Source organism: Streptomyces sp. NBC_01669, from assembly GCF_026339735.1.
GTDB lineage: Bacteria > Actinomycetota > Actinomycetes > Streptomycetales > Streptomycetaceae > Streptomyces > Streptomyces yanii.
On the sequence record NZ_JAPEQG010000001.1, the window covers coordinates 2592224 to 2616536 of the forward strand.

Here is a 24313-nt window from a genome sequence, read left to right on the forward strand (position 1 = left end):
CATGCAGCCTTCCACCCCGCCTTTCGACGAACGCCTGACCGCACCCCGTTCATGGTGGTTCCTCGCCTTCCTGTTGGGGGTCGCCTGCGCCCTGATGCTGCTGCCGCTGGGCACCCTGCCGCTGCTGGCCGGCCTGATCGGCGGCACCGCGCTGGCCTCGCTCGCGGTCAGCTCGTACGGCTCCGCCCGGATCCGGGTGGTGGCGGGCGCCCTGGTCGCTGGTGACGCCCGGATCCCGGTGACGGCACTCGGCGAGGCGGAGGCGCTGGAGGGCGAGGAGGCGCGCGCGTGGCGCACGTACAAGGCGGACACCCGCGCCTTCATGCTGCAGCGCAGCTACATCCAGACGGCGGTGCGGGTGGAGGTCACGGACCCGGAGGACCCGACTCCGTACGTCTATCTGTCGACTCGCGAGCCGCAGGCCCTGGTGGCGGCACTCACGGCGGTGCGGGCCGCATAGCCGTTCCGCGCCTCTGCGGGGCCGCCAGGACAGCCGTCAGTCCTCGATCTCCTTCGGGAGGTCCTTGTGCAGCTTCCGCGGCCGCTCCAGAGGCGGCAGCTCCGGGAGCCGGTCCCAGGGGACCTGAGTCTTGCGCAGGTCCTTCCTGACCCGTTCGGCAAGCTTCTTCGTGTCGCGCCGGTTCATCATCGCGCCGACGGCGGCGCCGACCATGAACGGGATCAGGTTCGGCAGATTGCGCATCATCCGCTTCACGATCTGCTGGCGCAGCTCCCGCTTCATCCGGCCGCCGAGCGCCGTATCGATCGTCGTCGGATGGGTGACGTCGATGCCGCGCTCCTCCGTCCACGACGTGAGGTACGCGGTGGTGCGCTGGGTGAGGCCGCCCGGCGGGCGCAGGCCGTAGACCTCGTGCAGTTCGGCCACGAGCTTCATCTCGATCGCGGCCACGCCGGTGATCTCCGCGGCCAGCTCGGTGAACATGGCGGGCGGTACGGGCATCATGGCCGCCGCACCGATACCGGCGCCGACGGTGGCCGTGCCCTTGCACGCGCCTGCGACGAGCTTGTCGGCGAGTTCCTCGGGGCCGAGGCCCGGGAACTGCCTGCGCAGGGTGGCGAGGTCGCGTACAGGGACGCGGGGAGCGGCCTCGACGATCCGGTCGGCGATATGACCGATCGCTGTCCTGGCGCTCTCCCCGCCCTTGTGTACGCCCCGCTTGACTGATTGCAGACGGCCTGCCCCGGTCACGGGCTCCGTCCTGCCGGTCTGCTCGGCCCCATCGGCCGCACCGGCTGCTGATACTGCCCGTCCTGTCTCCGCAGCGATTGCGGCTTCCACTGCTTCGAGCGAGGCCGAACGGCCTCGCTCGTCGTCAGATACACCCGCGGAGGGTGGCAGGGCGGACCGCTCGGCAAAGGCTGCTACGCCTTCTGCCGGGCCTGTACCGCCCTGATTCGCCTCCGACGGTTTGCGTCGCAAGCGCCGCTTCCGGAACGGTGTGTCGCCTGCCACGTCCGACCGGACCTAGTCGCAGTCGCGGCAGATCGGCTGGCCGTTCTTCTCGCGGGCCAGCTGGCTGCGGTGGTGCACGAGGAAGCAGCTCATGCAGGTGAACTCGTCGGCCTGCTTGGGCAGGACCCTGACGGCGAGTTCCTCATTGGACAGGTCCGCTCCGGGGAGCTCCAGTCCTTCTGCCGCGTCGAACTCGTCGACGTCGACGGCGGACGCCGTCTTGTCGCTCCGACGGGCCTTGAGTTCCTCAAGGCTGTCCTGGTCGACGTCGTCATCGGTCTTGCGTGGGGTGTCGTAATCCGTTGCCATGTGTCGCTCTCCCCCTCTGGGTGTCTGCGGTGTCTCAGCGCACGTAACGCGTGAGAGGCCGGACTTGTGCCCGACCCGAGGCGGAGATTTTGCCTCACATCAAGGTCTGTTACTCAATCGACACCCGAGCGGACCTCTCCGGAGTGGTCGGCTTGGGTGGCGATGGGGACCGTACACGGTCCGAATGCCGCGCTTCACGGGCGCCACCCCGTGTACTTCCCGTGATATCACCCCCCGAAAACCCCGACTTTTGCCGGATTTTGGGTAGGAGGCCTGGTCACGGAGCGTGGAACGCCCGAAATTCGCTCCTGTGATCGATCACACACGGATCCTGCGGGCACGGGTCCCGAAAATTCCGCTCAAAGCGAACGAAGTAATCCCTGTGCGTGTCGCTCGACTCAGCCTCTCAGACCGGCAGGGTGACGCGCATCACGAGACCACCACCCTCACGGGGTTCCGCGATGATACGGCCGCCGTGAGCACGCGCCACGGACCGCGCGATCGACAGGCCGAGCCCGACCCCCTTGTCGCTGCCCGTTCGCTCCGTACGGAGCCGTCTGAAGGGCTCGAAGAGGTTGTCGATCTCGTACGCCGGCACCACGGGACCGGTGTTCGAGACCACCAGCAACGCCTGGCCGGGCTGCAGCTCGGTGGTGACCTCCACCCAGCCCTCCTCCCGGACGTTGTAGCGCACGGCGTTCTGTACGAGGTTCAGCGCGATCCGCTCCAGCAGGACACCGTTGCCCTGGACGACGGCGGGCACGATCTCCTCACGGATCTCCACGCCCTTCTGCTCGGCCTCTGCCCGGGTCTGGTCGAGCGCGCGCGTGGCGACCTCCGCGAGGTCGACCGGCTTGCGCTCGATGATCTGGTTGTCGCTGCGGGCGAGCAGCAGCAGCCCCTCGACGAGCTGCTCGCTGCGCTCGTTGGTCGCCAGCAGGGTCTTGCCGAGCTGCTGGAGCTCCGGCGGAGCCTCCGGGTCGGAGAGATGGACCTCCAGCAGCGTGCGGTTGATCGCGAGCGGGGTACGCAACTCGTGCGAGGCGTTCCCGACGAACCGCTGCTGCGCGGTGAAGGCCCGCTCCAGCCGGTCGAGCATGTCGTCGAAGGTGTCGGCGAGCTCCTTGAGCTCGTCGTCGGGACCGTCCAGCTCGATCCGCCGGGACAGGTCCGTCCCGGCCACCCGGCGGGCGGTGCGGGTGATGCGGCCCAGCGGCGAGAGCACCCGGCCCGCCATGGCATAGCCGAAGGCGAAGGCGATGACGCTCAGACCGACAAGGGCCAGCAGCGAACGGTTCAGGAGCGTGTCGAGCGCCTGCTGGCGCTGATGGTTGACACACGTGTTCATGGCCGCGTTGACGGCAGCCGGTGACGACCCCTCTCCCGAGAGGTTGCACAGATCGCTGGAGACCTGGCCGCTGACGACCTTGAACGGAAGCTCACTGCCCACGTGCAGGGCCTGTGCGGCCAGCATGTAGATGATCGAGAGCAGCAGGATGCCGGCGATCAGGAACATCCCGCCGTACAGAAGCGTGAGCCGTATCCGGATGGTCGGGCGCAGCCAGGGGTACGGGGGCTCCAGCTGTTTGGGGTCCCAAGTGGGTTTCGGGGGCGCTGTCGGGGGCGCCGGAACGGCGGACACCGGGCCTCAGATCCGATAACCGGAGCCGGGCACGGTGACGATGACCGGTGGCTCCCCGAGTTTGCGGCGCAGGGTCATGACCGTCACCCGGACCACATTGGTGAACGGGTCGGTGTTCTCGTCCCAGGCCTTCTCCAGCAGCTGCTCCGCCGAGACGACCGCGCCCTCGCTGCGCATCAGAACCTCCAGCACCGCGAACTCCTTCGGCGCGAGCTGGATCTCCTGCGCGTCGCGGAAGACCTCGCGGCGGTTGGGGTCCAGCTTGATGCCGGCGCGCTCCAGGACGGGCGGCAGCGCGACCGTCGTGCGGCGCCCCAGGGCCCGTACCCGCGCGGTCAGCTCGCTGAAGGCGAACGGCTTGGGCAGGTAGTCGTCGGCGCCGAGCTCCAGGCCCTCCACCCGGTCGCTGACGTCCCCGGAGGCGGTGAGCATGAGCACCCGGGTCGGCATGCCCAGCTCGACGATCCGGCGGCAGACGTCGTCGCCGTGCACCAGGGGGAGGTCCCGGTCCAGCACCACGACGTCGTAGTCGTTGACCTCGATGCGCTCCAGGGCCGCCGCACCGTCGTACACGACGTCGACCGCCATGGCCTCCCGGCGCAGTCCGGTGGCCACCGCATCGGCGAGCAGCTGCTCGTCCTCCACGACGAGTACACGCACGGCGCTTTCCTTCCTTAGAAACTTCAGAACGTCAGAATGAGCCCACGGACCGTGATCGGACCGGCTCAGAAGCACTGTCTGTGCGGCACCATCCTGCCCGCAACGCGTATAAACCGGCGGTAAGGCGGCGCGGTGCGACCTGCGGCTTCCGGGAATTCACCGGATTTCCGGGCCAGTTGAGGTTTCTCTGAGCCAGGGCCTGGGGAGGACGAATTCACACCCGCGATCACGCCATGCATGTGGCGCGCCACGGCCGCTCCGTCCCCGGAGAGTGCGTGATCACCCGCCCTACCGCCCCTGGCGGAGGGAAACCCGGGCACACCCCCGTGCCACCGACCCACGATGAGGGGGCGCACCATGGACGCTTTCACCGCAGGTCTGCTGCAGAGAATCAAGACCACCGAGTCCGACCTCACCAGGGCCCGCGAGACGGGCGACGACTTCCTCGCGGATGTCGAGCAGGGAGAGCTGGACGACCTGCACCGCCTCGCCGCCGAGCACGGTGTCGAAGTCGGCGTCACGGCCGTCTGAGCAGTCGGCAGAGGGCCCCCGGCGTCTCCATGACGCCGGGGGCCCTGTGCTGTCCGTGAACGCCCGCCACGGCGCACACCAGGCGGTTTGCGGGCGGGTGCGTCAGTCGTGCCAGGCGCCCAGGTCCTCCAGGAGGGCCTGCAGAGGCTCGAAGACACCCGGTGACGCGGCGACCGTCAGGTCGCCGTCGGCGGGCAGTCCGGGCCGCCCGCCGGTACGGGCGCCGGCCTCCCGGGCGATCAGGTCACCTGCGGCGAGGTCCCAGGGGTGGAGCCCGCGCTCGTAGTAGCCGTCCAGCCGGCCCGCGGCGACATCGCAGAGATCGACGGCGGCGGAGCCGCTGCGCCGGATGTCGCGGAGCTTCGGAATCAGCTGCTGGGCGACGTCCGCCTGGTGCGTACGGACGGCGGTGACGTAGTTGAAGCCGGTCGAGACCAGCGCCTGGTCGAGCGGCGGTGCGGGCCGGGTGCGCAGCGCGGCGCCGTCGCCGTACGCACCGCCCTTTGCGTACGCACCGCCGCCGAGGACCGCGTGGTACGTCTCACAGCGCATCGGGGCCTCCACCACCCCCACGACACGCTCGCCGTCCCGTTCCGCTGCGATGGAGACGGCCCAGGTCGGCAGCCCGTAGAGGTAGTTCACCGTGCCGTCGAGCGGATCGATGACCCAGCGGATGCCGCTGCTGCCCGCGGAGCTGGCACCCTCCTCGCCGAGGAAGCCGTCCTGGGGGCGGCGCTCGGCGAGGAAGCCGGTGATCAGCTTCTCGGCGGCGATGTCCATCTCGGTGACGACGTCGATGGGGCTGGACTTGGTCGCGGCCACCCCGAGATCGGCGGGGCGGCCGTCGCGGAGCAGCGCACCGGCGCGCCGGGCGGCCTCCAGGGCGAGGCCGAGCAGTTCGGACAGGACGGGGTCGGCGACAGAGGGCACGGGGGTCACAGGGGTCACAGAGGTACAACGCTCCTAGGCGTAGGGACTGTCGGCGCCCGCCACGGCGGGCTTGAGGGCACGGGCCGGGCAGCAGCCGACGGGGCAGAGATCGTGGCTCGGGCCGAGCGCCCCGAGCGCGCACCGCTCCACCGTGCGTCCCCGCTCGGTAGCGGCGCGCTCCAGGACCAGCTCGCGCACGGCCGCGGCGAACCGAGGATCCGCACCGACCGTCGCGGACCGCCGCACCGGCAGACCGAGCTCGGCGGCCTTCGCGGTGGCCTCGGTGTCGAGGTCGTACAGGACCTCCATGTGGTCCGAGACGAAGCCGATGGGGGCCATCACCACAGCGGGAACGGCCGCCCCGTGGAGCGCCTCCAGGTGGTCGCAGATGTCGGGCTCCAGCCAGGGGATGTGCGGGGCGCCGCTGCGCGACTGGTAGACGAGCTGCCAGGGATACGTGACGCCCGTCTCCTCGCGCACCGCGTCGACGATCATCCGGGCGACGTCGAGATGCTCGGCGACATAGGCGCCGCCGTCGCCGTGCGCCTCCTCGGGGCCGGAGGTGTCGGCGGCGGAGACGGGGATGGAGTGTGTGGTGAAGGCGAGGTGCGCCCCGACCCTGGCGCCTTCGGGAAGCTCGGCCAGGGACGCGAGGACGCCGTCCACCATGGGCCGGACGAAGCCCGGGTGGTTGAAGTAGTGCCGGAGCTTGTCCACGCGTGGCACCGGCAGCCCCTCGGCCTCGAGCACGGCCAGCGACTCGGCGAGATTCTCGCGGTACTGGCGGCAGCCGGAGTACGAGGCGTAGGCGCTGGTGGCGAGGACGGCGATGCGGCGGTGTCCGTCGGCAACCATCTCGCGCAGGGTGTCGGTGAGGTACGGCGCCCAGTTGCGGTTGCCCCAGTACACCGGCAGATCGAGTCCGTGGTCCGCGAAGTCCTTGCGCAGGGCGTCCAGCAGGGCCCTGTTCTGGGCGTTGATCGGGCTGACGCCGCCGAACAGGAAGTAGTGCTTCCCGACCTCCTTCAGTCGCTCCTCGGGGATGCCGCGGCCGCGGGTCACGTTCGCCAGGAACGGGACCACGTCGTCCGGGCCCTCGGGTCCACCGAAGGAGAGCAGCAACAGGGCGTCGTAGGGAGCGGGAGCGCGCAGATCGGACATGGGAACGATCCTGCCACCCGCCTGCGACAGCGCTCCAACCGACATCCACCGGCGTGCCCATGACCCGGCATCCGCCCCGGTGCCGGTCGTCGTGCGCCGCCCGTAAGCTGTGTCGGCCACCTTCACGCATGACACACATCCCTGACACCCCGTGCGACCTCGCTGTACCGGAGCCCTCCTTGCCCAGTCCCTACCGCGCGATCTTCACCGCCCCCGGCACCAAGGGGTTCTCGGCGGCCGGATTCCTCGGCCGGATGCCCCTGTCCATGATGGGCATCGGTGTGGTGACCATGGTGTCCCAGATCACCGGCCGTTACGGTCTCGCGGGCGCGCTCTCCGCGACGCTGGCGATGTCGGCGGCGGTGCTGGGACCGCAGGTCTCCCGGCTGGTCGACCGGCACGGGCAGCGCCGCATCCTGCGCCCCGTCACCCTCGTCGCGCTGGCGGCGGTGGCCGGGCTGCTGATCTGCGCGCAGCAGCGGCTGCCGGACTGGACGCTCTTCGTGTTCGCCGCCGGTGCCGGCTGCGTGCCCAGTGTGGGGTCGATGATCCGGGCCCGCTGGGCGGAGATCTACCGGGGCTCGCCGCAGCAGTTGCACACGGCGTACTCATGGGAGTCGATCGTCGACGAGGTGTGCTTCATCTTCGGGCCGATCATCTCGATCGGTCTGTCCACTGCCTGGTTCCCGGAGGCGGGTCCCCTGCTGGCCGCCGGGTTCCTGCTGGTCGGTGTCGTCTGGCTGACCGCCCAGCGCGCCACCGAGCCGGTCCCGCATCCGCGCGAGCAGCACACCGGCGGCTCGGCGCTGCGCTCCCCCGGTCTCCAGGTGCTCGTGGGCACCTTCGTGGCGACCGGCGCGATCTTCGGTGCGGTCGATGTGGTGACGGTGGCCTTCGCCGAGGACCAGGGGCACAAGGCCGCGGCGAGCCTGGTGCTGGCCGTGTACGCGCTGGGGTCCTGCCTCGCCGGAGCCGTCTTCGGACTGCTCCGTCCCAAGGGGAGGGCGTCCACCAGGTGGCTGATGGGGGTGTGCGCCATGGCCGTGAGTATGATCCCCCTCCAACTGGCCGGGAGCCTGCCGTTCCTGGCCGTGGCGCTCTTTGTCGCGGGCCTCGCCATCGCACCGACGATGGTCACCACCATGGCCCTCGTCGAGCAGCACGTACCGCGCACCAAGCTGACCGAGGGCATGACCTGGACCAGTACCGGGCTCGCGGTCGGCGTGGCGCTCGGCTCCTCGGCCGCCGGCTGGGTCGTCGACGCGTCCGGGGCGAAGGCGGGGTACGCGGTGCCCACCGTGGCGGGAGCGCTCGCGGCCGCGGTGGCGTTCCTGGGGTATCGCCGGCTTGCCAAGCCGGTTCCTACGGGAAGGCGCGGGGAAGATGAGCGACACCTACGCACGGACGACGACGAGCGCGTGGCGTAACTGGGCGGGAAATGTAACCGCGCGTCCGGCACGGGCCGTCTCCCCCGCCTCCGTGGACGAGCTCGCCGAGGCGCTGCGCCGGGCGTCCGAGGACGGCCTGAAGGTGAAGCCGGCCGGCACCGGCCACTCCTTCACCGCGACCGCCGCCACCGACGGCCTGTTGATCCGCCCCGATCTGCTCACCGGCATCCGCGAGATCGACCGCACGGCGATGACGGTGACCGTCGAGGCCGGCACCCCACTGAAGCGGCTCAACGTCGCGCTCGCCCGGGAGGGCCTGTCGCTCACCAACATGGGCGACATCATGGAGCAGACCGTCGCCGGGGCCACCTCGACCGGCACCCACGGCACCGGCCGCGACTCGGCATCCATATCCGCCCAGATCCGCGCCCTCGAACTGGTCACTGCGGACGGCACGGTGCTGACCTGCTCCGAGAAGGAGAACGCCGACATCTTCGCCGTCGCCCGGATCGGGCTCGGCGCACTCGGTGTCATCACGGCGATCACGTTCGCCGTGGAGCCGGTCTTCCTGCTGACGGCCCGCGAGGAGCCGATGACCTTCGACAAGGTCACGGCCGACTTCGACGAACTGGTCGCCGAGAACGAGCACTTCGAGTTCTACTGGTTCCCGCACACCGGCAACTGCAACACCAAGCGCAACAACCGCAGCGCGGGCCCCGCCGCTCCGCCCGGAAAGGTGAGCGGCTGGATCGAGGACGAGCTTCTCTCCAACGGGATCTTCCAGGTGGCCTGTTCGCTCGGCCGGGCGGTTCCCGCCACCATCCCGTCGATCGCCAAGCTCTCCAGCCGTGCCCTGTCGGCCCGTACGTACACCGACATCCCGTACAAGGTCTTCACCAGCCCGCGCCGGGTCCGCTTCGTGGAGATGGAGTACGCCCTGCCGCGCGAGGCCGCGACGGAGGCGCTGCGCGAGGTCAGGGCGATGGTCGACCGCTCACCGTTGCGGATCAGCTTCCCGGTGGAGGTCCGCACGGCCCCCGCGGACGACATCGCGCTCTCCACGGCCTCGGGCCGGAAGAGCGCGTACATCGCCGTCCATCTGTACAAGGGCACGCCCTACCAGGCGTACTTCACCGCGGTCGAACGGATCATGACCGCGCACGGCGGCCGCCCGCACTGGGGCAAGGTCAACACTCGCGATGCGGAGTACCTGGCCGGGGTGTACCCGCGGTTCGGCGAGTTCACCGCCGTGCGCGACCGGCTGGATCCGGACCGGCTCTTCGCCAACGACTATCTGCGCCGGATCCTGGGCGACTGACCGCCGCGGCGGCCGGTCACCGGCCGGTGCCCGTGCCGGTCGTGGCCGGTGCCTCCTGCCCCGGGGCGATGCCCGCACCGGTGGGGTCCGGGGCGACGCTGCTGGAGTCGCCGGACGCCGCCGGAGTGGGCGTGGGAGCCGGGGTCGTGGGACCGCCGCCCGAGTCCGACGGTGTGGGCGTGGGCGTCGGCCCGGCTGTGGACCGGTCGCCCTGGCCGGTGCCGGGACTCGGGCTCTGCCCGCCCTGCGAGTCCGCGCTCGGCGTCCCGCCGCTCTCCTGACCCGGCGTCCGCCCCTGACCCGGGTCGGCGCTGACGGACGGTGCCGGGTCGGCGGGCCCCGATCCCCGCTCCCCGCCGCGTACGACGGATCCCACGGTCGTTCCCTGACCACCGCTCAGATCGCCGCCGGAGACGAGCTCGTACGTGGTGATCCCGGCCATCGACACGGCGAAGACCGCAGCGGCCCCGACGGCCGACCGCTTCCAGCCGCGGATGCGGGTGCCGTGGGTGGTCGACGCGGAGAACTCCTCGTCCGGGGCCGCGCCGTGCGGCGCCGGCCGCACGGCCCCGTCCCCGGCGCGTGGCTCGAACAGCCGGGCCCTGCCCGCGTCGAGAGACGTGAGCAGCTGAGTCGTGTCCGTGCCGAGGGGCTTCAGCAGCTGGGTCTCGTGATCGGCGAGCGGCTTCAGCAGCTGCGTACGGTCCGGGTCGGCCGCCACCGTGCGCAGCACCGCCGTTGCGTCCGCGGATCCGTCGCGCGACCGGTGAGCAGCCCATGCCTCGCGCTCCGCCACGTCGCGTGCCGCGCGTACCTCCTGCGGATCCGGCACGCCGTACGCGTCCCGCATCTCACGCGTCCCGCGGGTCTCCCGGCCCGTGAACTTCGCCTGGACCGTGACCTCACGGATCTGCTCGCCCGTGCGACGGAAGAAGTGCTGGAAGACCGAGCCGCCGCAGGTGGCGACGATGCTCATCACTCCGGCGCCGAGAATCGTTCCGTACACACCCAGTTGCGAGGCCGCCACTGCCGCCGCGACCGCTGCCACCGCACTGCCGGCAACCTGCGGCAGGCTCAGATCGATACGCCTTTCTCTGGGTTCCGTGTCACTTTCCGGCTTCTGCACCATTTCCAGCCCTTGATTGACATCTCTCCCACCATGCAACAGGAAGGGACAATTGGGCGAAGTGAATAGTTCCACTTCAGGTGATTCTGTGAAGCAGGACACGCATCATGGGCATTTCGTGGCCAGTCGGGTAGGTGGGCTCCCGCATCCGCCGAGAACTTCGGCGGCGCGCCGGTCCACCCACGTGGCCCGAATGGAGTACTGTGGCGAGCCCTGAGGCCGGACTCCCACGTGGGGTCCGGGACCTTCGGGACGGGGCCGAAGGAGGCACTCGATCCGGCGGCGCCACGGCATCGCACGGAGGCCAGCTACACCGGGTGACATTTGGTCACTCAGCGTGGCGCAAAGGTCACCGTGTCATATCGGCGATCCAGGGCTCACGCCCGACACGCCGGGCAACACGGCAATGTTGTGGCAGGCTGCACCCGGGCAGGCCACACTCGACTAGCGGAAGCAGCGACGCACGTGACGTCGGCAGGCACCACCCGGGAGGTCCCCATGCCCGAACTGCGTGTCGTGGCCGTCTCCAACGACGGCACACGACTGGTGCTCAAGGCTGCGGACAGCACGGAGTACACGCTTCCGATCGACGAGCGGCTGCGCGCCGCTGTGCGCAACGACCGCGCGCGGCTCGGCCAGATCGAGATCGAGGTGGAGAGCCATCTCCGCCCCCGCGACATCCAGGCCCGGATACGAGCCGGTGCCTCCGCGGAGGAGGTCGCTCAGTTCGCCGGGATTCCGGTCGACCGTGTCCGTCGCTTCGAGGGCCCCGTCCTCGCGGAGCGCGCCTTCATGGCCGAGCGGGCCCGGAAGACTCCCGTGCGCCGTCCCGGCGAGAACACCGGCCCCCAGCTCGGCGAGGCGGTGCAGGAGCGTCTCCTGCTGCGCGGCGCCGACAAGGAAACCGTCCAGTGGGACTCCTGGCGTCGTGACGACGGCACCTGGGAGGTCCTGCTGGTGTACCGGGTCGCGGGCGAGCCGCACTCGGCGAGCTGGACGTACGACGCGCCGCGACGGCTGGTCCAGGCCGTGGACGACGAGGCGCGTTCCCTGATCGGCGAGACCGACGATGTCGCCGCGCCCGAGCCGAGCTTCCCGTTCGTGCCCCGGATCGCCCGACTGCCGCGCGACCGGCCGCTGGACCGTGCGCTCGACCGCCAGATGGAACGGCCCGCTCCGCCGCCTCCGCCCGAGCCGGAGGAGCACATCGTCGGAGTCTCGGCCGGTGAGCGTGACTCGCTGACCAGCCTGCTGGAGGCCGTGCCGAGCTTCCGTGGCGACATGGTGGTGCCGGAGCGGCCCGAGCCGCCGACGACCGCGCCCGCCGCGCAGGAGCCGGAGGCCGACGAGCCGCCGGCTGCGGCAGCCTCCGCGGGCGCCGGTTCCGCTTATGCGGATGTGCTGATGCCGCGCGCGGTGGCCGGTCACCGCGACCGGTTGACCGGGACGACGGACCGCCAGGCGGAGGCGGACGGTGTCCGTCCGGGCCGCCGGGCCGCGGTGCCGAGCTGGGACGAGATCGTCTTCGGCACCCGCCGCAAGAAGCAGGACTGACCCGGATGACCGTGGCATGACGAGGGCCCGTACGCCGCTGCGTACGGGCCCTCGTGCGGTCTGCCTCCGGAACCGATCGCCGCAGTTCCGGATGGCGCCGCTACTGCGGGTCGGGGCCCGTGGCCACCGGGCGGGACTCGTCGGCGGACCACTCGGACCAGGAGCCCGCGTACAGCGCGGCGGGGATTCCCGCGACGGCCAGGGCCAGCACCTCGTGCGCGCCGGAGACCCCGGAGCCGCAGTAGACGCCGACTTCCGGCGCCCCGTCCGTGCCGAGCTCCTTGAAACGGGCGGCCAGCGCCTCCGCGGGCAGGAACCGCCCGTCACCACTCGTGTTCTCGGACGTCGGGGCCGAGACCGCTCCGGGGATGTGGCCGCCGACCCGGTCGATCGGCTCCACGTCGCCGCGGTAGCGCTCCGCGGCCCGCGCGTCGAGCAGCAGTCCGGAGCGAGCCAGGGCCGCCGCGCCTTCCGCGTCCAGCAGAGGCAGCGCACCCGGTTCGGGCCTGAAGTCGCCCTCGGCCGGGGTGAGCGACTCGGTGGAGAGCTCGCCGTCCCAGGCGGCGAGACCGCCGTCCAGCACGCGGACGTCCGGGTGGCCCGTCCAGCGCAGCAGCCACCAGGCGCGCGCCGCGGCCCAGCCCTGACCGCCGTCGTACACCACGACCGGAGTGTCGCGGGAGACCCCGGCGCGGCGCATCGCGGCGCCGAATTCCTCGGGGTCGGGCAGCGGATGACGGCCGCCGCTGCCTGGTGGACCGGCGAGTTCCGCGTCCAGATCGACGAAGACCGCACCGGGGATGTGCCCGGCCTCGTAGTCGGGACGGCCGTGCGGTCCACCGAGCTGCCAACGCACGTCCAGGAGCACCGGCGGACGTGGCCCCGCCGACTCGCTCGCACATTCGAATGCGGAGATGATGGGCTTCATGGGTGCCATCCTCGCGCAACAGCCTGCTCACCCGTAACAACATTGAAACGGATGTACCGCATCAAAACGGACTCGCTCTGTCGAGATCCGGGAACATGCGGCGCGGCCGGGGCGCATCGCGCGCCGGGTGGTGCAAGCATCTGCACGGGGCGTACACATCCCGCACCGCCGGTCGGCGCGTCGGCCCCGTTCCCCCCGTACGGCCACCACGATGGTCCGAGGAGAGAGTGACGATGACCGAGGCTGCCGTTCGGCGCACACCCGGAACACCTTGCTGGGTGAGTCTGATCGTGCACGGCCTGTCCACGACCCAGAAGTTCTACGCCGAGCTGTTCGGCTGGGAGTTCGGGCCCGGCCCGCAGCAGCTGGGCCCGTACGTGCGGGCACTGATCGACGGGAAGGAGGTCGCGGGCATCGGGCAGCTGCCGCCGGAACGGCACCTGCCGGTCGCCTGGACGACCTACCTGGCCACCGACGACGCCGACGTCACGGCGGAGACGATCCGGTCCTGCGGCGGCACCGTCGCCGTGGGACCGCTGGACGCCGGCGAGGCCGGACGGCTCGCCATCGCCTCCGACCCGAGCGGTGCGGTCTTCGGGATCTGGCAGGCCGCCGCGCACCTCGGTACGGCGCTGGCGCGGGTCCCCGGCACCCCGGTCTGGAACGAGCTGGTGACCCGCGAGACCTCGACGGTCGCCAAGTTCTACCAGGCGGTCTTCGGCTACGACGTCGAGGCGGTGGTCTCGGCCGACTTCGACTACCAGACCCTGCACCTGAACGGCCGCCCGGTGGCCTCGCTGCACGGCGTCGGCCGCGCCCTGCCGCGCGACCGGGGCCCGCACTGGATGACGTACTTCGAGGTCGTCGACACCGACGAGGCAGCCGCGCGGGTGGTGGACCTCGGGGGGCACGTACTGCAGCCCCCGCGGGACGGGTCGAGCGGGCGCGTGGCGACGGTCGCGGACCCGGAGGGCGCCGCCTTCACGATCGTACGGTCGGAGGATCGGTGATCCCTCACGCCGTGGGCGGCCGCGTCCGCCGCGCCGCCTGAGCGACCGGATGTGGCCGATCTGCACCAGCGTGCTCTTTCTTGACCATCCACCATCTGAGCGAGGATCCCAGGGTCACACGACCTCGTGCTGCAGGTCGACCCGGCGCACCCCGCGCTGAGCGACAAAGTGCCGGCCTGGGCAGAACAGCCGACTGAGCGTCACGATCGCCGAGTCCGAGCCACACCTGGCTGCCGCACTCACGCGACGCGGCTTCACCACGGCCCGGCCACTGAAGGTCCGTTCCTCGCCTGCCTCGCCCGCGCGTCGAATGACCTGCCGGACATCCCCACCTTCCCCTCCTGCTCGATCGCCTTTGCAGTCGGTAGCGGCATCTCATCGAGCTCCTCGTCGGTGACGGGCACAGTCTCGTCCCGGTGAGTTCGTAGCCCTTGCCGATCTCCTCCTGCGGCACGACCTCGCCGTCGATTCGCGGCCATGAGGACGCCGAGGTTGTGGAACGGCACGGAAAGCGCCTGCAGACACCCGGGTATCCGTTCAGCCAGGCGTTCCGCAACTCCGGTGGGCAAGGCGAACCGGTTGTAGCAGCGGGTGAGGAGCAAGACAGTTATACGGGAATGACCGGCAGGACATCGGGCGACAGCGCACCGGCACGGGCTGCAGCGCTGGTCATGCGGCGGCGGTGGTGGCGCCGGCAGAGGACCTCGTAGCCGATCTCCTCGGCCGGTCGGTCGACGTCGCCGACGACGACCTGCTCACCCTCGACGACCATCTCGCCTCCCACCGTGCGGGCGTTGTGGGTGGCGCGGGCGCCGCACCAGCACATGGCCTCGACCTGGAGCGTCTCTATCCTGTCCGCCAGCTCGATCAGCCGCTGTGAGCCCGGGAAGAGTTTGGTGCGGAAATCCGTGGTGATGCCGAAGGCGAACACGTCCAGGCCCAGTTCGTCCACGACCCTCGCCAGCTGGTCGATCTGCTCGGGAGCGAGGAACTGCGCCTCGTCCACGATGACGTAGTCGACCTTGTCGCCCTTCGACATCTGACCCACCAGGTGGCCGTACAGATCCATGCCCCGGGCAGCCTCGACCGCCTCCGTCACCAGGCCGAGTCGCGAGGAGAGCTTCCCCTCGCCCGCGCGGTCGTCCCGAGTGAAGATCACGCCTTGCAGGCCTCTGGCCGACCGGTTGTGGCCGATCTGCAGCGCCAGCGTGCTCTTTCCGCAGTCCATCGTTCCGGAGAAGAACACAAGCTCGGGCATGAGGGGGTGAACACCTTTCGGTTCAGCGAGGGCAGGAAAGGGAGAAAAACGGGTTACGAGCGTACTTCGAGGAGCGGGACGAGTTGCTCGACGGGGGTCATCGAGCCGTGCATGCCCACCATCGCCGATTCGTGCGGCTCCTGGACGGACGCGGTGACCACCACGTCGTCGCGCGCGGCCGCCACCACGTCGCCGATCCTGCCGTACACCCGCTCGTCTACCTTCGGACCGAACCAGCCGGCCGCGATCGCCTCGTCCCTGCTCGCCACCCAGAACTGCTCGCCGAGCACTTCCTGCCAGACAGTCAGCACATCGGCCTCGGCGCCGGGGACGGCGTACACATGGCGGGCCCGGCCCTCGCCGCCGAGCAGGGCGACGCCCGCGCGCAGCTCCCAGTCCTCGTCGAAGTCGATCCGGGACTGTTCGTCGAACGGGATGTCGATCATGCCGTGGTCGGCGGTGATGTACAGCGCCGAGCGGGGCGGGAGCTGCTCGGCGAGGCGCTGCACGAGACCGTCGACGTACATCAGCTGGCCGCGCCAGGCGTCGGAGTCGACGCCGAACCGATGCCCCTTGCCGTCGACCTCGCTGTAGTACGTGTAGACGAGCGACCGGTCACCGGCGGCGAGCCGGTCCGCGGCCAGGTCCATCCGCTCCTCGCCGGAGAGCCTGCCGTGGAACGTGCCGCCGCTCAGCGCGACCTCGGTGAGCGGGGTGTGCTGGAAAGTCGGGGCGGAGACCTGCGCGGTCGCCACACCGGCCTCGTCGGCGAGCCGGAAGACGGTGGGGTACGGCTGCCAGACCGCCGGCGAGGTCCAGGGCTTCCAGCGGAGCTGGTTCATCAGCTCGCCGGTCTCCGGATTGCGGGCGGTGTAGCCGGGAAGACCGTGTGCGCCGGGCGGCATCCCCGTACCGACCGAGGCGAGCGAGGTCGCGGTGGTGGCCGGGAAGCCCGCCGTGAGGGGACGGCCCGTGCCCCCGCGAGAGGTGGGGAGCAGGGAGTGCAGATACGGCGCCTCGTCCGGATGGGCCTTGATCTGCTCCCAGCCGAGTCCGTCGATCAGGAAGACGCAGTTCCGGTCCGCGGGGGTGAGCTCCGGGATCGCCGCCGTGAAGCCGGGCACACCCTGTCCGGCGACGAGCGTCGGCAGCAGATCGGCAAGCGATCCGCTGCCGTACGCGGGAACGGGGGCGGTGTCGAGAGGGAGCAGAACGGGGTCCTGCCAGGCCGGCTGGGCCATCAGCGGCCGTTGGCCGCGGTCGCGGCCGTCGCCTCGGAGAGGGACTGGGCGAAGGCAAGGGTCTGCCGCACCGTGTCCGGGCCGTCACCGGCCTCGCTGACGCGCAGGCTCAGGTCGTCGGCGGTGGAGCTGCCGGTGTAGCCGTGGTCCGCCTCGCAGTCGGGGTCGCCGCAGGCGGCGGGCTCCAGGTCGATGCGGGAAACCGCGCCCCAGCCGATGGTCAGGACGACCTCGCGGGGCAGTGTGCCCGGGACATACTTCTCCGGGTCGGCCACGACGCGGCTGACCACCACCGACGAGATCCGGTCCAGCTTGACGGACTCGGTGGAGGTGGTGGCGTACGGCGACGGGGAACTGGTGTCCGCGTTCTGCTCGTCGGTGTGGCTGACGATGAAACGGTTGTCCGTCAGGACCAGGACCGTGACGTGCCTGCGCACCTCGTTGGAATCGAAGGTCGTCTCCTGGTGCACCAGGTACGAAGCGACCGGCTCACCGCCGACGGCGGCCTCCACCGCCTCGGCCACAAGGGCCGGGTAGTAGCCGCTGCGCTCGATCGCCGCGCGCAGCCCCTGGGTCGTCGTACCGGTCTTCGCCATACGGACCATCCTACGGGGGGTGGATGACTGCCGGGGACGCTGTGGACAGTGCCCGCGGCGAATGGCCGTGGATTCAGTAGTTGGGCAGGCGACGGGGGCCGAGGTCGGTACGGGCCGGTGGCGGCGACAGCCGGAGGGCAGCGCCGAGAACGGTCAGTCCCTGTGTGGCGACCACGACCGGTTCCAGTGCGACGGAGACCACCTCGGGGTGGTCGTCGACCAGCCGGGACACCCTCAACAGCAGTTCCTCGAGCGCCGCGGTGTCGACGGGCGCCGCGCCCCGCCAGCCGAAGAGGACCGGGGCCGCCCGGATGGACCGGATCAGTTCGGCGGCGTCGCGGTCGGTGGCCGGCACGAGGCGGTGGGCGGTGTCCCCGAGGAGTTCGGAGGGCGCTCCCGCGAGACCGAAGGAGAGGACGGCGCCCGCCGCCGGGTCGATCGTGGCCCGTACGACGGTGTCCACGCCGCGTGGTGCCATGGACTGGACGACCGGCTGCAACTCGGCGGGCTTGCCGAGCAGGTCGGTCAGCTCGCCGTACGCCCGGCGCAGCGCGGTCTCGTTGGCGACGTCGAGCCGGACGCCACCGAGGTCGGCGCGGTGGCGCAGATGAGGTGCGGTGGTCTTGAGCGCCACCGGATAGCCGAGCCGAGCAGCCGCGGCGACGGCGGCGTCCGGGTCGGGGGCGGGGAGCGTCGGCCGTACGGAGATGCCGTAGCAACCGAGGAGTTCGCGCGCCTCGTCGTGGCTGAGCTGACGGCCCCGGGGATCGGGGTCGGGCCCGAGGAGGGCATCGATACGGTCGGCGGCGCCGGCCTCGTCGATGGTGTCGTCGAGGAACTCGGGCACCTTGCCGGGCACAGCGGCCTGCCGCCGCCACTGCGCATACTTCACCGCCTCGGCGAGGGCACGGACAGCACGCTCGGCGGCGGGGTAGGCGGGGATGCGGCCGGTGGAGGGAGCAGACGGCGTGGGGACACCGGAGCCAGGGGCATGGGGCTGAGCCGGGGGATTCGGCGGAGCTGAGGTGGCTGGGGTGCGGGTGATGCCCGGCGTGGCTGAAGCGCCTGTGGTGCCCGTGGCTCTCGAGGTGCCCTTGCCGTCCGCCGCGGCCGAAGCACCCGGGGCAGCCGTCGCGGCCACCCGCGGCGCCGCGACCGTGCTGCTGGCGGCCGCGAGCGCCTCCGCCAGGCCGCCGATCTCCACGTGGACCACGGCCACCGGCTTGGCCGCCCCCGTGGCCGCCGCCGTGCGCAACGCGGCGGCCAGGACCTCGCCGTCACCCTTTTCCGCCTGGCCGTTCTCCCCGACCCACGGAATCGCCGTCACGATCACCGCGTCGCAGCTCCGGTCGGCGAGTGCCTCCGCCAGCGCATCCCGGAAGTCCTGCGGAGTGGCCGCGGTGGTGAGGTCGCGGGGCGGGCGCGGGCGCAGCCCCTCGGCCAGGCAGGCGTCGTACGTGAGGAGGCCCAGGGACTCGGAGTTGCCCAGGATCGCGACCCGGGGACCCGCCGGGAGCGGCTGGTCGGCGAGGAGCAGACCCGCGTCGACCATCTCCGTCACCGTGTCGACGCGGATCACGCCCGCCTGCCGCATGAGCGCGGAGACCGTCGCGTCCGGGATCCGGCTGATCGGCACCGCATGACCGGGCGGGGTGCTGCCGCTGTGCCGGGCCCCCTTCACCACGACGACCGGCTTCACCGCTGCGGTGCGCCGCGCGAGGCGGGTGAACTTCCGCGGGTTGCCGAGGGATTCGAGGTAGAGCAGGGCGACGTCGGTGTTCGGGTCCTCGTACCAGTACTGAAGGAAGTCGTTGCCCGAGATGTCGGCGCGGTTGCCCGCGGAGATGAACGTCGACAGGCCCGCGCCGCGCCGGTAGAGCCCGGAGAGCAGGGCGATGCCGATCGCGCCCGACTGCGTGAACAGACCGATGCGCCCCGGGGCGGGCGGCTCGGGGGCGAGGGAGGCGTTCAGCCGTATGCCGTCCGCGTTGTTGATGATCCCGAAAGCGTTCGGGCCGATGATGCGCATGCCGTACGAGCGGGCCTGGCGGACCAGTTCACGCTGCCTTTCCCTGCCTTCGGCACCCCATTCGGCATATCCGGCAGAGAGGACGACGAGGCCCTGGACGCCGTGTTCGCCGCAGTCGGCGACGGCCTCCGGGACCCGGTCCGCGGGCACGGCGACGACCGCGAGGTCCACCGGTTCGCCGATCTCGCCGATGGAGCGGTGTGCGGGGACGCCGTCGATCGTTCCCTGGTCGGCGTCGAACGAGCTGTTCACGGCGTACGCACGGCCGGTGAAGCCCGCACCGAGGAGGTTGCGCAGAACCGTGCGGCCGACCCCGCCGGGGGTACGACCGGTGCCGATGACGGCGACGGACCCGGGTGTGATCAGCCGCTGCACCGACCGCGCCTCCGCCCGCTGCTCGCGGGCGCGCTGGACGGCGAGGGACTCGGCGGTCGGCTCGAGGTCGAGGGTGAGATGGACGGCGCCGTCCTCGAAGCTGCGCTGCTGGGTGTACCCGGCGTCGCGGAACACCTTGATCATCTTGTTGTTGGCGGGCAGCACCTCGGCCGCGAAGCGCCGGATGCCGCGCTCACGCGCCACTGCGGCGATGTGTTCGAGTAGCGCCGATGCCACGCCGCGGCCCTGGTGCGCGTCCTGGACGAGAAAGGCGACCTCGGCCTCGTCGGCGGGGGCGGAGGCCGGCCGGCCGGTCGCGTCGATCCGGTCGTAGCGGACGGTCGCGATGAACTCGCCGCCGACCGTGACGGCGAGCCCCACCCGGTCGACGTAGTCGTGATGGGTGAAGCGGTGGACGTCCTTGGCGGACAGACGGGGGTAGGGAGCGAAGAACCGGTAGTACTTCGACTCGTCCGAGACCTGCTCGTAGAAGCTGACCAGGCGCTCGGCATCGTCCGTGGTGATGGGCCTGATGCGGGCCGTCCCGCCGTCGCGGAGCACCACATCCGCTTCCCAGTGGTCGGGGTACGCGTGGTGCGGACTCTGCTCCGGCGTGGGCTGCATGGGCAAAGCCTACGGCGCGGTCAGCGGTCGCGTAGGGCCTGGAGCCGGGGCACTCTGAGAGCTCCGATCGGCCGTGCGGCACGGGCTGGGGGCGGGTTGCGGGTCGGCGGGAGCACAGCGCACTGCGTGAGAGACTGGTCTAGACAACCATTGATTCGTGAAGGGCAGAACCATGGCTGAGCGCCGCGTCAATGTCGGTTGGGCCGAAGGCCTGCACGCCCGCCCCGCTTCCATCTTCGTCCGTGCCGCCACGGCTTCCGGCGTCCCCGTGACGATCGCCAAGTCCGACGGCACCCCGGTGAACGCCGCCTCCATGCTCGCGGTGCTCGGTCTCGGCGCGCACGGCGGCGAGGAGATCGTGCTCGCCTCCGAGGCGGACAACGCGGAAGCCGCGCTCGACCGTCTGGCGAAGCTGGTCACCGAGGGGCTCGAGGAGCTCCCGGAGACCGTCTGATTCCAGGGTTCCGATCAGGGGAAGCCTTTCCGGCCGATTCCTGTCGGGTCTATTTCTGTGGCGGATCCGCGGCACCCCAACCGGGGCCGCGGCTCCTTCGTTTTCGGATACCGACAATACATTCGGAGCGAATTCGGGCAGCCCAAAGAAAGCCCCGCGCATTTACTTCTCTTTGTATACGGCGCATGTGTTAATGCCGGCCGCTCGCGGTGTTTACGGCATGTTGCGAAGTCCTCACCCGGCCGCCGGAGCGGGGTGCGCGGGCATCACGGCCCAGGGCACCACCCGCGCGGCGCAGCCGGTGCGCGGCGGTGGCCCGCTCGGCGTGCTGGGCGGCCAGCGACCTGGCCCGTTCCGCGTCCCCGCGCGCCACGGCGTCCACGATGGCTCCGTGCTCGGCCCAGGAATCGGCGGGGCGGGCCGACTGCTCGACCGCGTACATCCAGGCGATCTTGTGCCGTAGCTGGGTGAGCAGCGCGATGAGCCCGGGACTGCCGGACGCCTGGGCGAGCGTCTCGTGGAACCAGCCGCCCAGGGAGCGCAGATCCTCCCCCTCGCCCCGTCGTGCTCTCTCCTGACCCAGCCTGACCAGGCCGCGGAGCACCTTGAGGTGCGCCTCGGTGCGGCGTTGCGCGGCACGGGCCGCACCCAGCGGCTCCAGCAGCATCCGTACCTCCAGAAGGTCGGCGGCCTCCTGTTCGGTGGGCTCGGCGACGCAGGCACCCGCATGTCGGCGCGTGACCACGAAGCCCTCGGACTCCAGGGTGCGCAGCGCTTCCCGCACCGGGACACGGGAGACCCCGTAACGACGCGCGAGCAGCTCCTCGGTGAGTCTGCTGCCGCGTTCGAAGACACCGGAGACGATGTCGTCACGGATTGCCGTGCATACCGATTGCGCCGGAATGCGCATGTCCGAACCTCCGCCTTAATCCCCGCGAAACGCGGCCGATCGACGCCTGTTCTGTGACTCTATTGCAATGCGACTGCATTTCCGACGCCGGGCCGAAAACCGTGAATATCTTTTGGCCCGGGACCGGTTCCGCGGGGCGGTTCGGCAGGGGCGGACACGACGAAGGCCCCGGCGGGAAACCGGGGCCTTCGGGGTGTTGCGGACGGGACGTCGGTCAGACGTTCACGCCATGGGCGCGCAGGTACGCCACGGGGTCCATGTCGGAGCCGTACGAAGGCGTGGTGCGGGCCTCGAAGTGGAGGTGCGGTCCGGTGGAGTTGCCGGTCGAGCCGGAGAGGCCGATCTGCTGGCCCGCGCCGACGCTCTGGCCGACGGAGACGCCGATCGAGGAGAGGTGACCGTACTGGGTGTACGTGCCGTCCGTCATCCGCAGCACGATGTTGTTGCCGTATGCGCCGCCCCAGCCCGCCTCGACGACCGTGCCGGCACCGACGGCGACGACGGAGCTGCCGGAGGCGGCGTGGAAGTCGATGCCCGAGTGCCTGCCGGAGGACCAGAGGGAACCGCTCGACTTGTAGCCGGTGGTGACGTACGAACCGGCGACCGGGAGTTGGAAGGAGCCCAGGCGGGTGCGCTCGGCGGAACGGGCGGCGCGGGCCTTCGCGTCACGGGCCGCCTTGGCGCGGGCCTCGGCCTTGGCCTTCGCCGCCGCTTCGGCCTTCGCTTCGGCCTTCGCCTTGGCCTTGGCTGCCGCGGCAGCCTTCGCGGCGACGTCGGCCTGGCGCTTCTGCACGTCGGCCTGGGTGGCCACCTGGTCGGCGAGGGCACCCTCGATGGCGATGATCTGGGTCAGACCGGTCTCACTGACGGAGGGGGCCTCGGCATCCGTGGCGAGGGCCGGAGAGGCCAGTCCGCCGATGACGCCGGTGGTCGCCAGCGTCGCGACTCCGGCGATGCGCGCGCTCCTGCGCTTCAGGCGGCTCGGGGCACGGTGCTTCCCGGTGGGGCGGGTGAACGCCATGAAGTAGCTGGTCCTTTCCTTCCTTCTCGCCTACCGGGTTAGCTGACGGGTTCGGAGCAGGAAGGTCTCCTACGGATCCCCGGCCCCACAGGAGGTCGCGGCATCCGATTCACCCCAGGGACTGTGTGGGTCCCCGGCTCCCCAGGCTCGCGCCTGACGGGGACTCGGCGATCACTGCCCGGCGCCACGGATGCGGCATACGAGTGACGGACAGTGGAGCCGACGCTAGGCGGGGGCACTTTCATTCACCAAACGGACAGGGCGCTTTGTAGCGCATCCCACAGGGCAAGCAAGAAGCTTTCACCTCAAATCGGACAAAAGAGAAAACCCCGACGAGAGGCGACTCGCCGGGGTCTCCCTTTGTCCCTCTTTGCAGGACTTTGACACATCAGCCGGTGACGACCGACACCTCTCCGATGCCCAACGCCCTGACCGGCTCCTCGATCTGCGCGGCGTCGCCGACGAGAATCGTGACCAGCCGGTCCACGGGGAAGGCGTTGACCACGGCTGCGGTCGCCTCGACCGTGCCGGTCTCGGCCAGGCGGGCGTACAACTGTGCCTGGTAGTCGTCCGGGAGGTGCTGCTCGACCTGGTCGGCGAGCGTGCCCGCGACGGAGGCAGCCGTCTCGAACTTCAGCGGGGCGACACCCACGAGGTTCTGCACGGCGGTCTCGCGCTCGGCGTCGGTCAGTCCCTCGGCCGCCAGCGTCCGCAGGACCTTCCACAGGTCGTCGAGCGCCGGTCCGGTGGACTCCGTGTCCACCGAGCCGCTGATCGCCAGCATCGCAGCACCGGTCGCACCGGAGGCGGAGTCCGGGGCCGTCGAGCGCAGGACCTGCCCGAAGGCCCGGACGCCGTACGTGTACCCCTTCTCCTCGCGCAGCACCCGGTCCAGCCGGGAGGTGAGCGTGCCGCCCAGGCAGTAGGTGCCGAGGACCTGGGCCGGCCACACGCTGTCGTGCCGGTCGGCGCCGATGCGGCCGATCAGCAACTGCGTCTGCACGGCGCCCGGCCGGTCCACGATCACCACGCGGCCGGTGTCGTCCGCGGTGATCGGCGGGACCGGACGGGGCTCCACAGTGTTCCCGGTCCAGTCGCCGATGGTGTCGGCGAGCAGGGCGTCCAGGTCGATACCGGTGAGGTCACCGACGACGACGGCGGTCGCGGTGGACGGCCGGACATGGGCCTCGTAGAAGGCGCGCACGGCCGCGGAGTCGATCCGCTCCACCGTCTCCTCGGTGCCCTGGCGCGGGCGCGACATCCGCGACGTGGCCGGGAAAAGCTCCTTGGAGAGCTGCTTGGCGGCACGCCGGGCCGGGTTGGCCTGCTCGTGCGGAATCTCGTCGAGCCGGTTGTTCACCAGTCGCTCGACCTCGCTGTCGGCGAACGCGGGCGCCCGCAGCGCCTCGGCGATCAGCCCGAGCGCCTTGGCCAGCCGAGAAGCCGGGACCTCCAGGGAGACCCGCATGCCGGGATGGTCGGCATGCGCGTCGAGGGTGGCACCGCAACGCTCCAGCTCGGCGGCGAACTCCTCGGCGGAGTGCTTGTCCGTGCCCTCGGAAAGGGCCCGCGCCATGATCGTGGCCACGCCGTCGAGGCCCTCGGGCTCGGCGTCCAGCGGGGCGTCGAGGAAGATCTCGACCGCGACGACCTGCTGGCCGGGACGGTGGCAGCGCAGCACCGTCAGCCCGTTGGGCAGGGCGCCGCGCTCGGGCGCGGGAAAGGCCCAGGGCCTGGCCGTGCCGGGGGTCGGCTGCGGGTGGTACTCCATCGA

The 24313-nt window shown here is 70.9% G+C and carries 22 protein-coding genes, 1 pseudogene and 1 riboswitch; of the genes and pseudogenes, 7 read left to right on the plus strand and 16 right to left on the minus strand.

What is annotated here, in order from left to right; translation table 11 throughout:
- Position 1: 1 nt before the first annotated feature.
- Entirely contained in the window at positions 2 to 460 is a 459-nt protein-coding gene (locus OG972_RS11315) for a DUF3093 domain-containing protein (protein WP_266980660.1), read from the plus strand.
- A gap of 36 nt (positions 461 to 496) precedes the next feature.
- Here the strand turns inward: OG972_RS11315 and OG972_RS11320 are convergent, their stop codons facing one another.
- From OG972_RS11320 to OG972_RS11335, 4 genes are all read right to left on the minus strand, one after another.
- Complete coding sequence (locus tag OG972_RS11320; RefSeq protein ID WP_266980662.1) at positions 497 to 1474, minus strand: hypothetical protein; 978 nt, start codon at positions 1472 to 1474, stop codon at positions 497 to 499.
- A gap of 12 nt (positions 1475 to 1486) precedes the next feature.
- Entirely contained in the window at positions 1487 to 1783 is a 297-nt protein-coding gene (locus OG972_RS11325) for a DUF4193 domain-containing protein (protein WP_003965732.1), read from the minus strand.
- Between the two features lie 406 nt (positions 1784 to 2189).
- Entirely contained in the window at positions 2190 to 3425 is a 1236-nt protein-coding gene (locus OG972_RS11330; protein WP_266980664.1) for a HAMP domain-containing sensor histidine kinase, read from the minus strand.
- Between the two features lie 6 nt (positions 3426 to 3431).
- Positions 3432 to 4085 (minus strand): response regulator transcription factor, encoded by a 654-nt coding sequence (locus tag OG972_RS11335; RefSeq protein WP_266980666.1) that lies wholly within the window; start codon positions 4083 to 4085, stop codon positions 3432 to 3434.
- 357 nt (positions 4086 to 4442) lie between these two features.
- Here OG972_RS11335 and OG972_RS11340 point away from each other — a divergent pair, with 357 nt between their 5' ends.
- Positions 4443 to 4616 carry a hypothetical protein gene (locus OG972_RS11340; RefSeq protein ID WP_266980668.1) on the plus strand — a complete coding sequence of 58 codons (174 nt, stop codon included), beginning with the start codon at positions 4443 to 4445 and terminating at the stop codon, positions 4614 to 4616.
- 102 nt (positions 4617 to 4718) lie between these two features.
- Here OG972_RS11340 and OG972_RS11345 read toward each other — a convergent pair whose 3' ends face one another.
- Positions 4719 to 5555: an inositol monophosphatase family protein gene (locus OG972_RS11345; RefSeq protein WP_266990416.1), complete on the minus strand. Its 837-nt coding sequence runs from the start codon at positions 5553 to 5555 to the stop codon at positions 4719 to 4721.
- A 24-nt stretch (positions 5556 to 5579) separates the two neighbouring features.
- Positions 5580 to 6707: a ferrochelatase gene (locus OG972_RS11350; RefSeq protein ID WP_266980670.1), complete on the minus strand. Its 1128-nt coding sequence runs from the start codon at positions 6705 to 6707 to the stop codon at positions 5580 to 5582.
- 179 nt (positions 6708 to 6886) lie between these two features.
- On the opposite strand from OG972_RS11350, the gene OG972_RS11355 reads away from it, so the two are divergent.
- Together OG972_RS11355 and OG972_RS11360 are read left to right on the plus strand one after the other, a co-directional pair.
- Complete coding sequence (locus OG972_RS11355) at positions 6887 to 8134, plus strand: MFS transporter (RefSeq protein WP_266980672.1); 1248 nt, start codon at positions 6887 to 6889, stop codon at positions 8132 to 8134.
- The gene (locus OG972_RS11360) at positions 8091 to 9413 is read left to right on the plus strand and encodes a D-arabinono-1,4-lactone oxidase (RefSeq protein ID WP_266980674.1); all 1323 of its coding nucleotides are present in this window, start codon (positions 8091 to 8093) and stop codon (positions 9411 to 9413) included. The genes OG972_RS11355 and OG972_RS11360 overlap by 44 nt, the downstream gene beginning before the upstream one ends.
- A 16-nt stretch (positions 9414 to 9429) precedes the next feature.
- Here OG972_RS11360 and OG972_RS11365 read toward each other — a convergent pair whose 3' ends face one another.
- Complete coding sequence (locus OG972_RS11365) at positions 9430 to 10542, minus strand: hypothetical protein (RefSeq protein ID WP_266980676.1); 1113 nt, start codon at positions 10540 to 10542, stop codon at positions 9430 to 9432.
- Positions 10543 to 11037: 495 nt separating this feature from the next.
- Here OG972_RS11365 and sepH point away from each other — a divergent pair, with 495 nt between their 5' ends.
- On the plus strand, positions 11038 to 12093 hold the full coding sequence (gene sepH, locus OG972_RS11370; RefSeq protein ID WP_266980678.1) for a septation protein SepH: 1056 nt from the start codon (positions 11038 to 11040) through the stop codon (positions 12091 to 12093).
- A 100-nt stretch (positions 12094 to 12193) separates the two neighbouring features.
- On the opposite strand, the gene OG972_RS11375 is transcribed toward sepH, so the two are convergent.
- Positions 12194 to 13021 (minus strand): sulfurtransferase, encoded by an 828-nt coding sequence (locus tag OG972_RS11375; protein WP_266980680.1) that lies wholly within the window; start codon positions 13019 to 13021, stop codon positions 12194 to 12196.
- A 233-nt stretch (positions 13022 to 13254) separates the two neighbouring features.
- On the opposite strand from OG972_RS11375, the gene OG972_RS11380 reads away from it, so the two are divergent.
- A complete protein-coding gene (locus OG972_RS11380; RefSeq protein ID WP_266980682.1) occupies positions 13255 to 14031 on the plus strand; it encodes a VOC family protein in 777 nt (258 codons plus the stop codon).
- 344 nt (positions 14032 to 14375) lie between these two features.
- Here OG972_RS11380 and OG972_RS11385 read toward each other — a convergent pair.
- From OG972_RS11385 to OG972_RS11405, 5 genes and pseudogenes are all read right to left on the minus strand, one after another.
- A pseudogene (locus tag OG972_RS11385) lies at positions 14376 to 14500 on the minus strand (Ku protein); the annotation flags it as partial.
- A 138-nt stretch (positions 14501 to 14638) separates the two neighbouring features.
- A complete protein-coding gene (locus tag OG972_RS11390) occupies positions 14639 to 15289 on the minus strand; it encodes a thymidine kinase (protein WP_266980684.1) in 651 nt (216 codons plus the stop codon).
- A gap of 53 nt (positions 15290 to 15342) precedes the next feature.
- Complete coding sequence (locus OG972_RS11395; RefSeq protein ID WP_266980686.1) at positions 15343 to 16530, minus strand: alkaline phosphatase family protein; 1188 nt, start codon at positions 16528 to 16530, stop codon at positions 15343 to 15345.
- Positions 16530 to 17126 (minus strand): DUF5998 family protein, encoded by a 597-nt coding sequence (locus OG972_RS11400; protein WP_266980688.1) that lies wholly within the window; start codon positions 17124 to 17126, stop codon positions 16530 to 16532. The genes OG972_RS11395 and OG972_RS11400 overlap by 1 nt, the downstream gene beginning before the upstream one ends.
- A gap of 73 nt (positions 17127 to 17199) precedes the next feature.
- Positions 17200 to 20154, minus strand: coding sequence for a GNAT family N-acetyltransferase (locus tag OG972_RS11405; RefSeq protein ID WP_266980690.1), 2955 nt, complete (start codon positions 20152 to 20154; stop codon positions 17200 to 17202).
- A gap of 172 nt (positions 20155 to 20326) precedes the next feature.
- Here OG972_RS11405 and OG972_RS11410 point away from each other — a divergent pair, with 172 nt between their 5' ends.
- Entirely contained in the window at positions 20327 to 20608 is a 282-nt protein-coding gene (locus OG972_RS11410) for an HPr family phosphocarrier protein (RefSeq protein WP_266980691.1), read from the plus strand.
- Positions 20609 to 20798: 190 nt separating this feature from the next.
- On the opposite strand, the gene OG972_RS11415 is transcribed toward OG972_RS11410, so the two are convergent.
- The 3 genes from OG972_RS11415 to OG972_RS11425 form a co-directional block, all read right to left on the minus strand.
- Entirely contained in the window at positions 20799 to 21518 is a 720-nt protein-coding gene (locus OG972_RS11415; protein ID WP_266980692.1) for a GntR family transcriptional regulator, read from the minus strand.
- 214 nt (positions 21519 to 21732) lie between these two features.
- A complete protein-coding gene (locus tag OG972_RS11420; RefSeq protein WP_266980693.1) occupies positions 21733 to 22539 on the minus strand; it encodes a M23 family metallopeptidase in 807 nt (268 codons plus the stop codon).
- 12 nt (positions 22540 to 22551) lie between these two features.
- Positions 22552 to 22719: riboswitch (cyclic di-AMP (ydaO/yuaA leader) on the minus strand.
- Positions 22720 to 22927: 208 nt separating this feature from the next.
- A complete protein-coding gene (locus OG972_RS11425) occupies positions 22928 to 24310 on the minus strand; it encodes a pitrilysin family protein (protein WP_266990418.1) in 1383 nt (460 codons plus the stop codon).
- Positions 24311 to 24313: the final 3 nt, after the last annotated feature.

Bases quoted from the DNA above. Each gene is read 5' to 3' on its own strand.
- OG972_RS11420 (WP_266980693.1), bottom strand. From the start codon at position 22,539: ATGGCGTTCACCCGCCCCACCGGGAAGCACCGTGCCCCGAGCCGCCTG.
- OG972_RS11410 (WP_266980691.1), top strand. From the start codon at position 20,327: ATGGCTGAGCGCCGCGTCAATGTCGGTTGGGCCGAAGGCCTGCACGCC.
- OG972_RS11375 (WP_266980680.1), bottom strand. From the start codon at position 13,021: ATGAAGCCCATCATCTCCGCATTCGAATGTGCGAGCGAGTCGGCGGGG.
- OG972_RS11350 (WP_266980670.1), bottom strand. From the start codon at position 6,707: ATGTCCGATCTGCGCGCTCCCGCTCCCTACGACGCCCTGTTGCTGCTC.
- sepH (WP_266980678.1), top strand. From the start codon at position 11,038: ATGCCCGAACTGCGTGTCGTGGCCGTCTCCAACGACGGCACACGACTG.
- OG972_RS11405 (WP_266980690.1), bottom strand. From the start codon at position 20,154: ATGCAGCCCACGCCGGAGCAGAGTCCGCACCACGCGTACCCCGACCAC.
- OG972_RS11390 (WP_266980684.1), bottom strand. From the start codon at position 15,289: ATGCCCGAGCTTGTGTTCTTCTCCGGAACGATGGACTGCGGAAAGAGC.
- OG972_RS11315 (WP_266980660.1), top strand. From the start codon at position 2: ATGCAGCCTTCCACCCCGCCTTTCGACGAACGCCTGACCGCACCCCGT.
- OG972_RS11395 (WP_266980686.1), bottom strand. From the start codon at position 16,530: ATGGCCCAGCCGGCCTGGCAGGACCCCGTTCTGCTCCCTCTCGACACC.
- OG972_RS11360 (WP_266980674.1), top strand. From the start codon at position 8,091: ATGAGCGACACCTACGCACGGACGACGACGAGCGCGTGGCGTAACTGG.
- OG972_RS11415 (WP_266980692.1), bottom strand. From the start codon at position 21,518: ATGCGCATTCCGGCGCAATCGGTATGCACGGCAATCCGTGACGACATC.
- OG972_RS11380 (WP_266980682.1), top strand. From the start codon at position 13,255: ATGACCGAGGCTGCCGTTCGGCGCACACCCGGAACACCTTGCTGGGTG.
- OG972_RS11425 (WP_266990418.1), bottom strand. From the start codon at position 24,310: ATGGAGTACCACCCGCAGCCGACCCCCGGCACGGCCAGGCCCTGGGCC.
- OG972_RS11340 (WP_266980668.1), top strand. From the start codon at position 4,443: ATGGACGCTTTCACCGCAGGTCTGCTGCAGAGAATCAAGACCACCGAG.
- OG972_RS11365 (WP_266980676.1), bottom strand. From the start codon at position 10,542: ATGGTGCAGAAGCCGGAAAGTGACACGGAACCCAGAGAAAGGCGTATC.
- OG972_RS11325 (WP_003965732.1), bottom strand. From the start codon at position 1,783: ATGGCAACGGATTACGACACCCCACGCAAGACCGATGACGACGTCGAC.
- OG972_RS11400 (WP_266980688.1), bottom strand. From the start codon at position 17,126: ATGGCGAAGACCGGTACGACGACCCAGGGGCTGCGCGCGGCGATCGAG.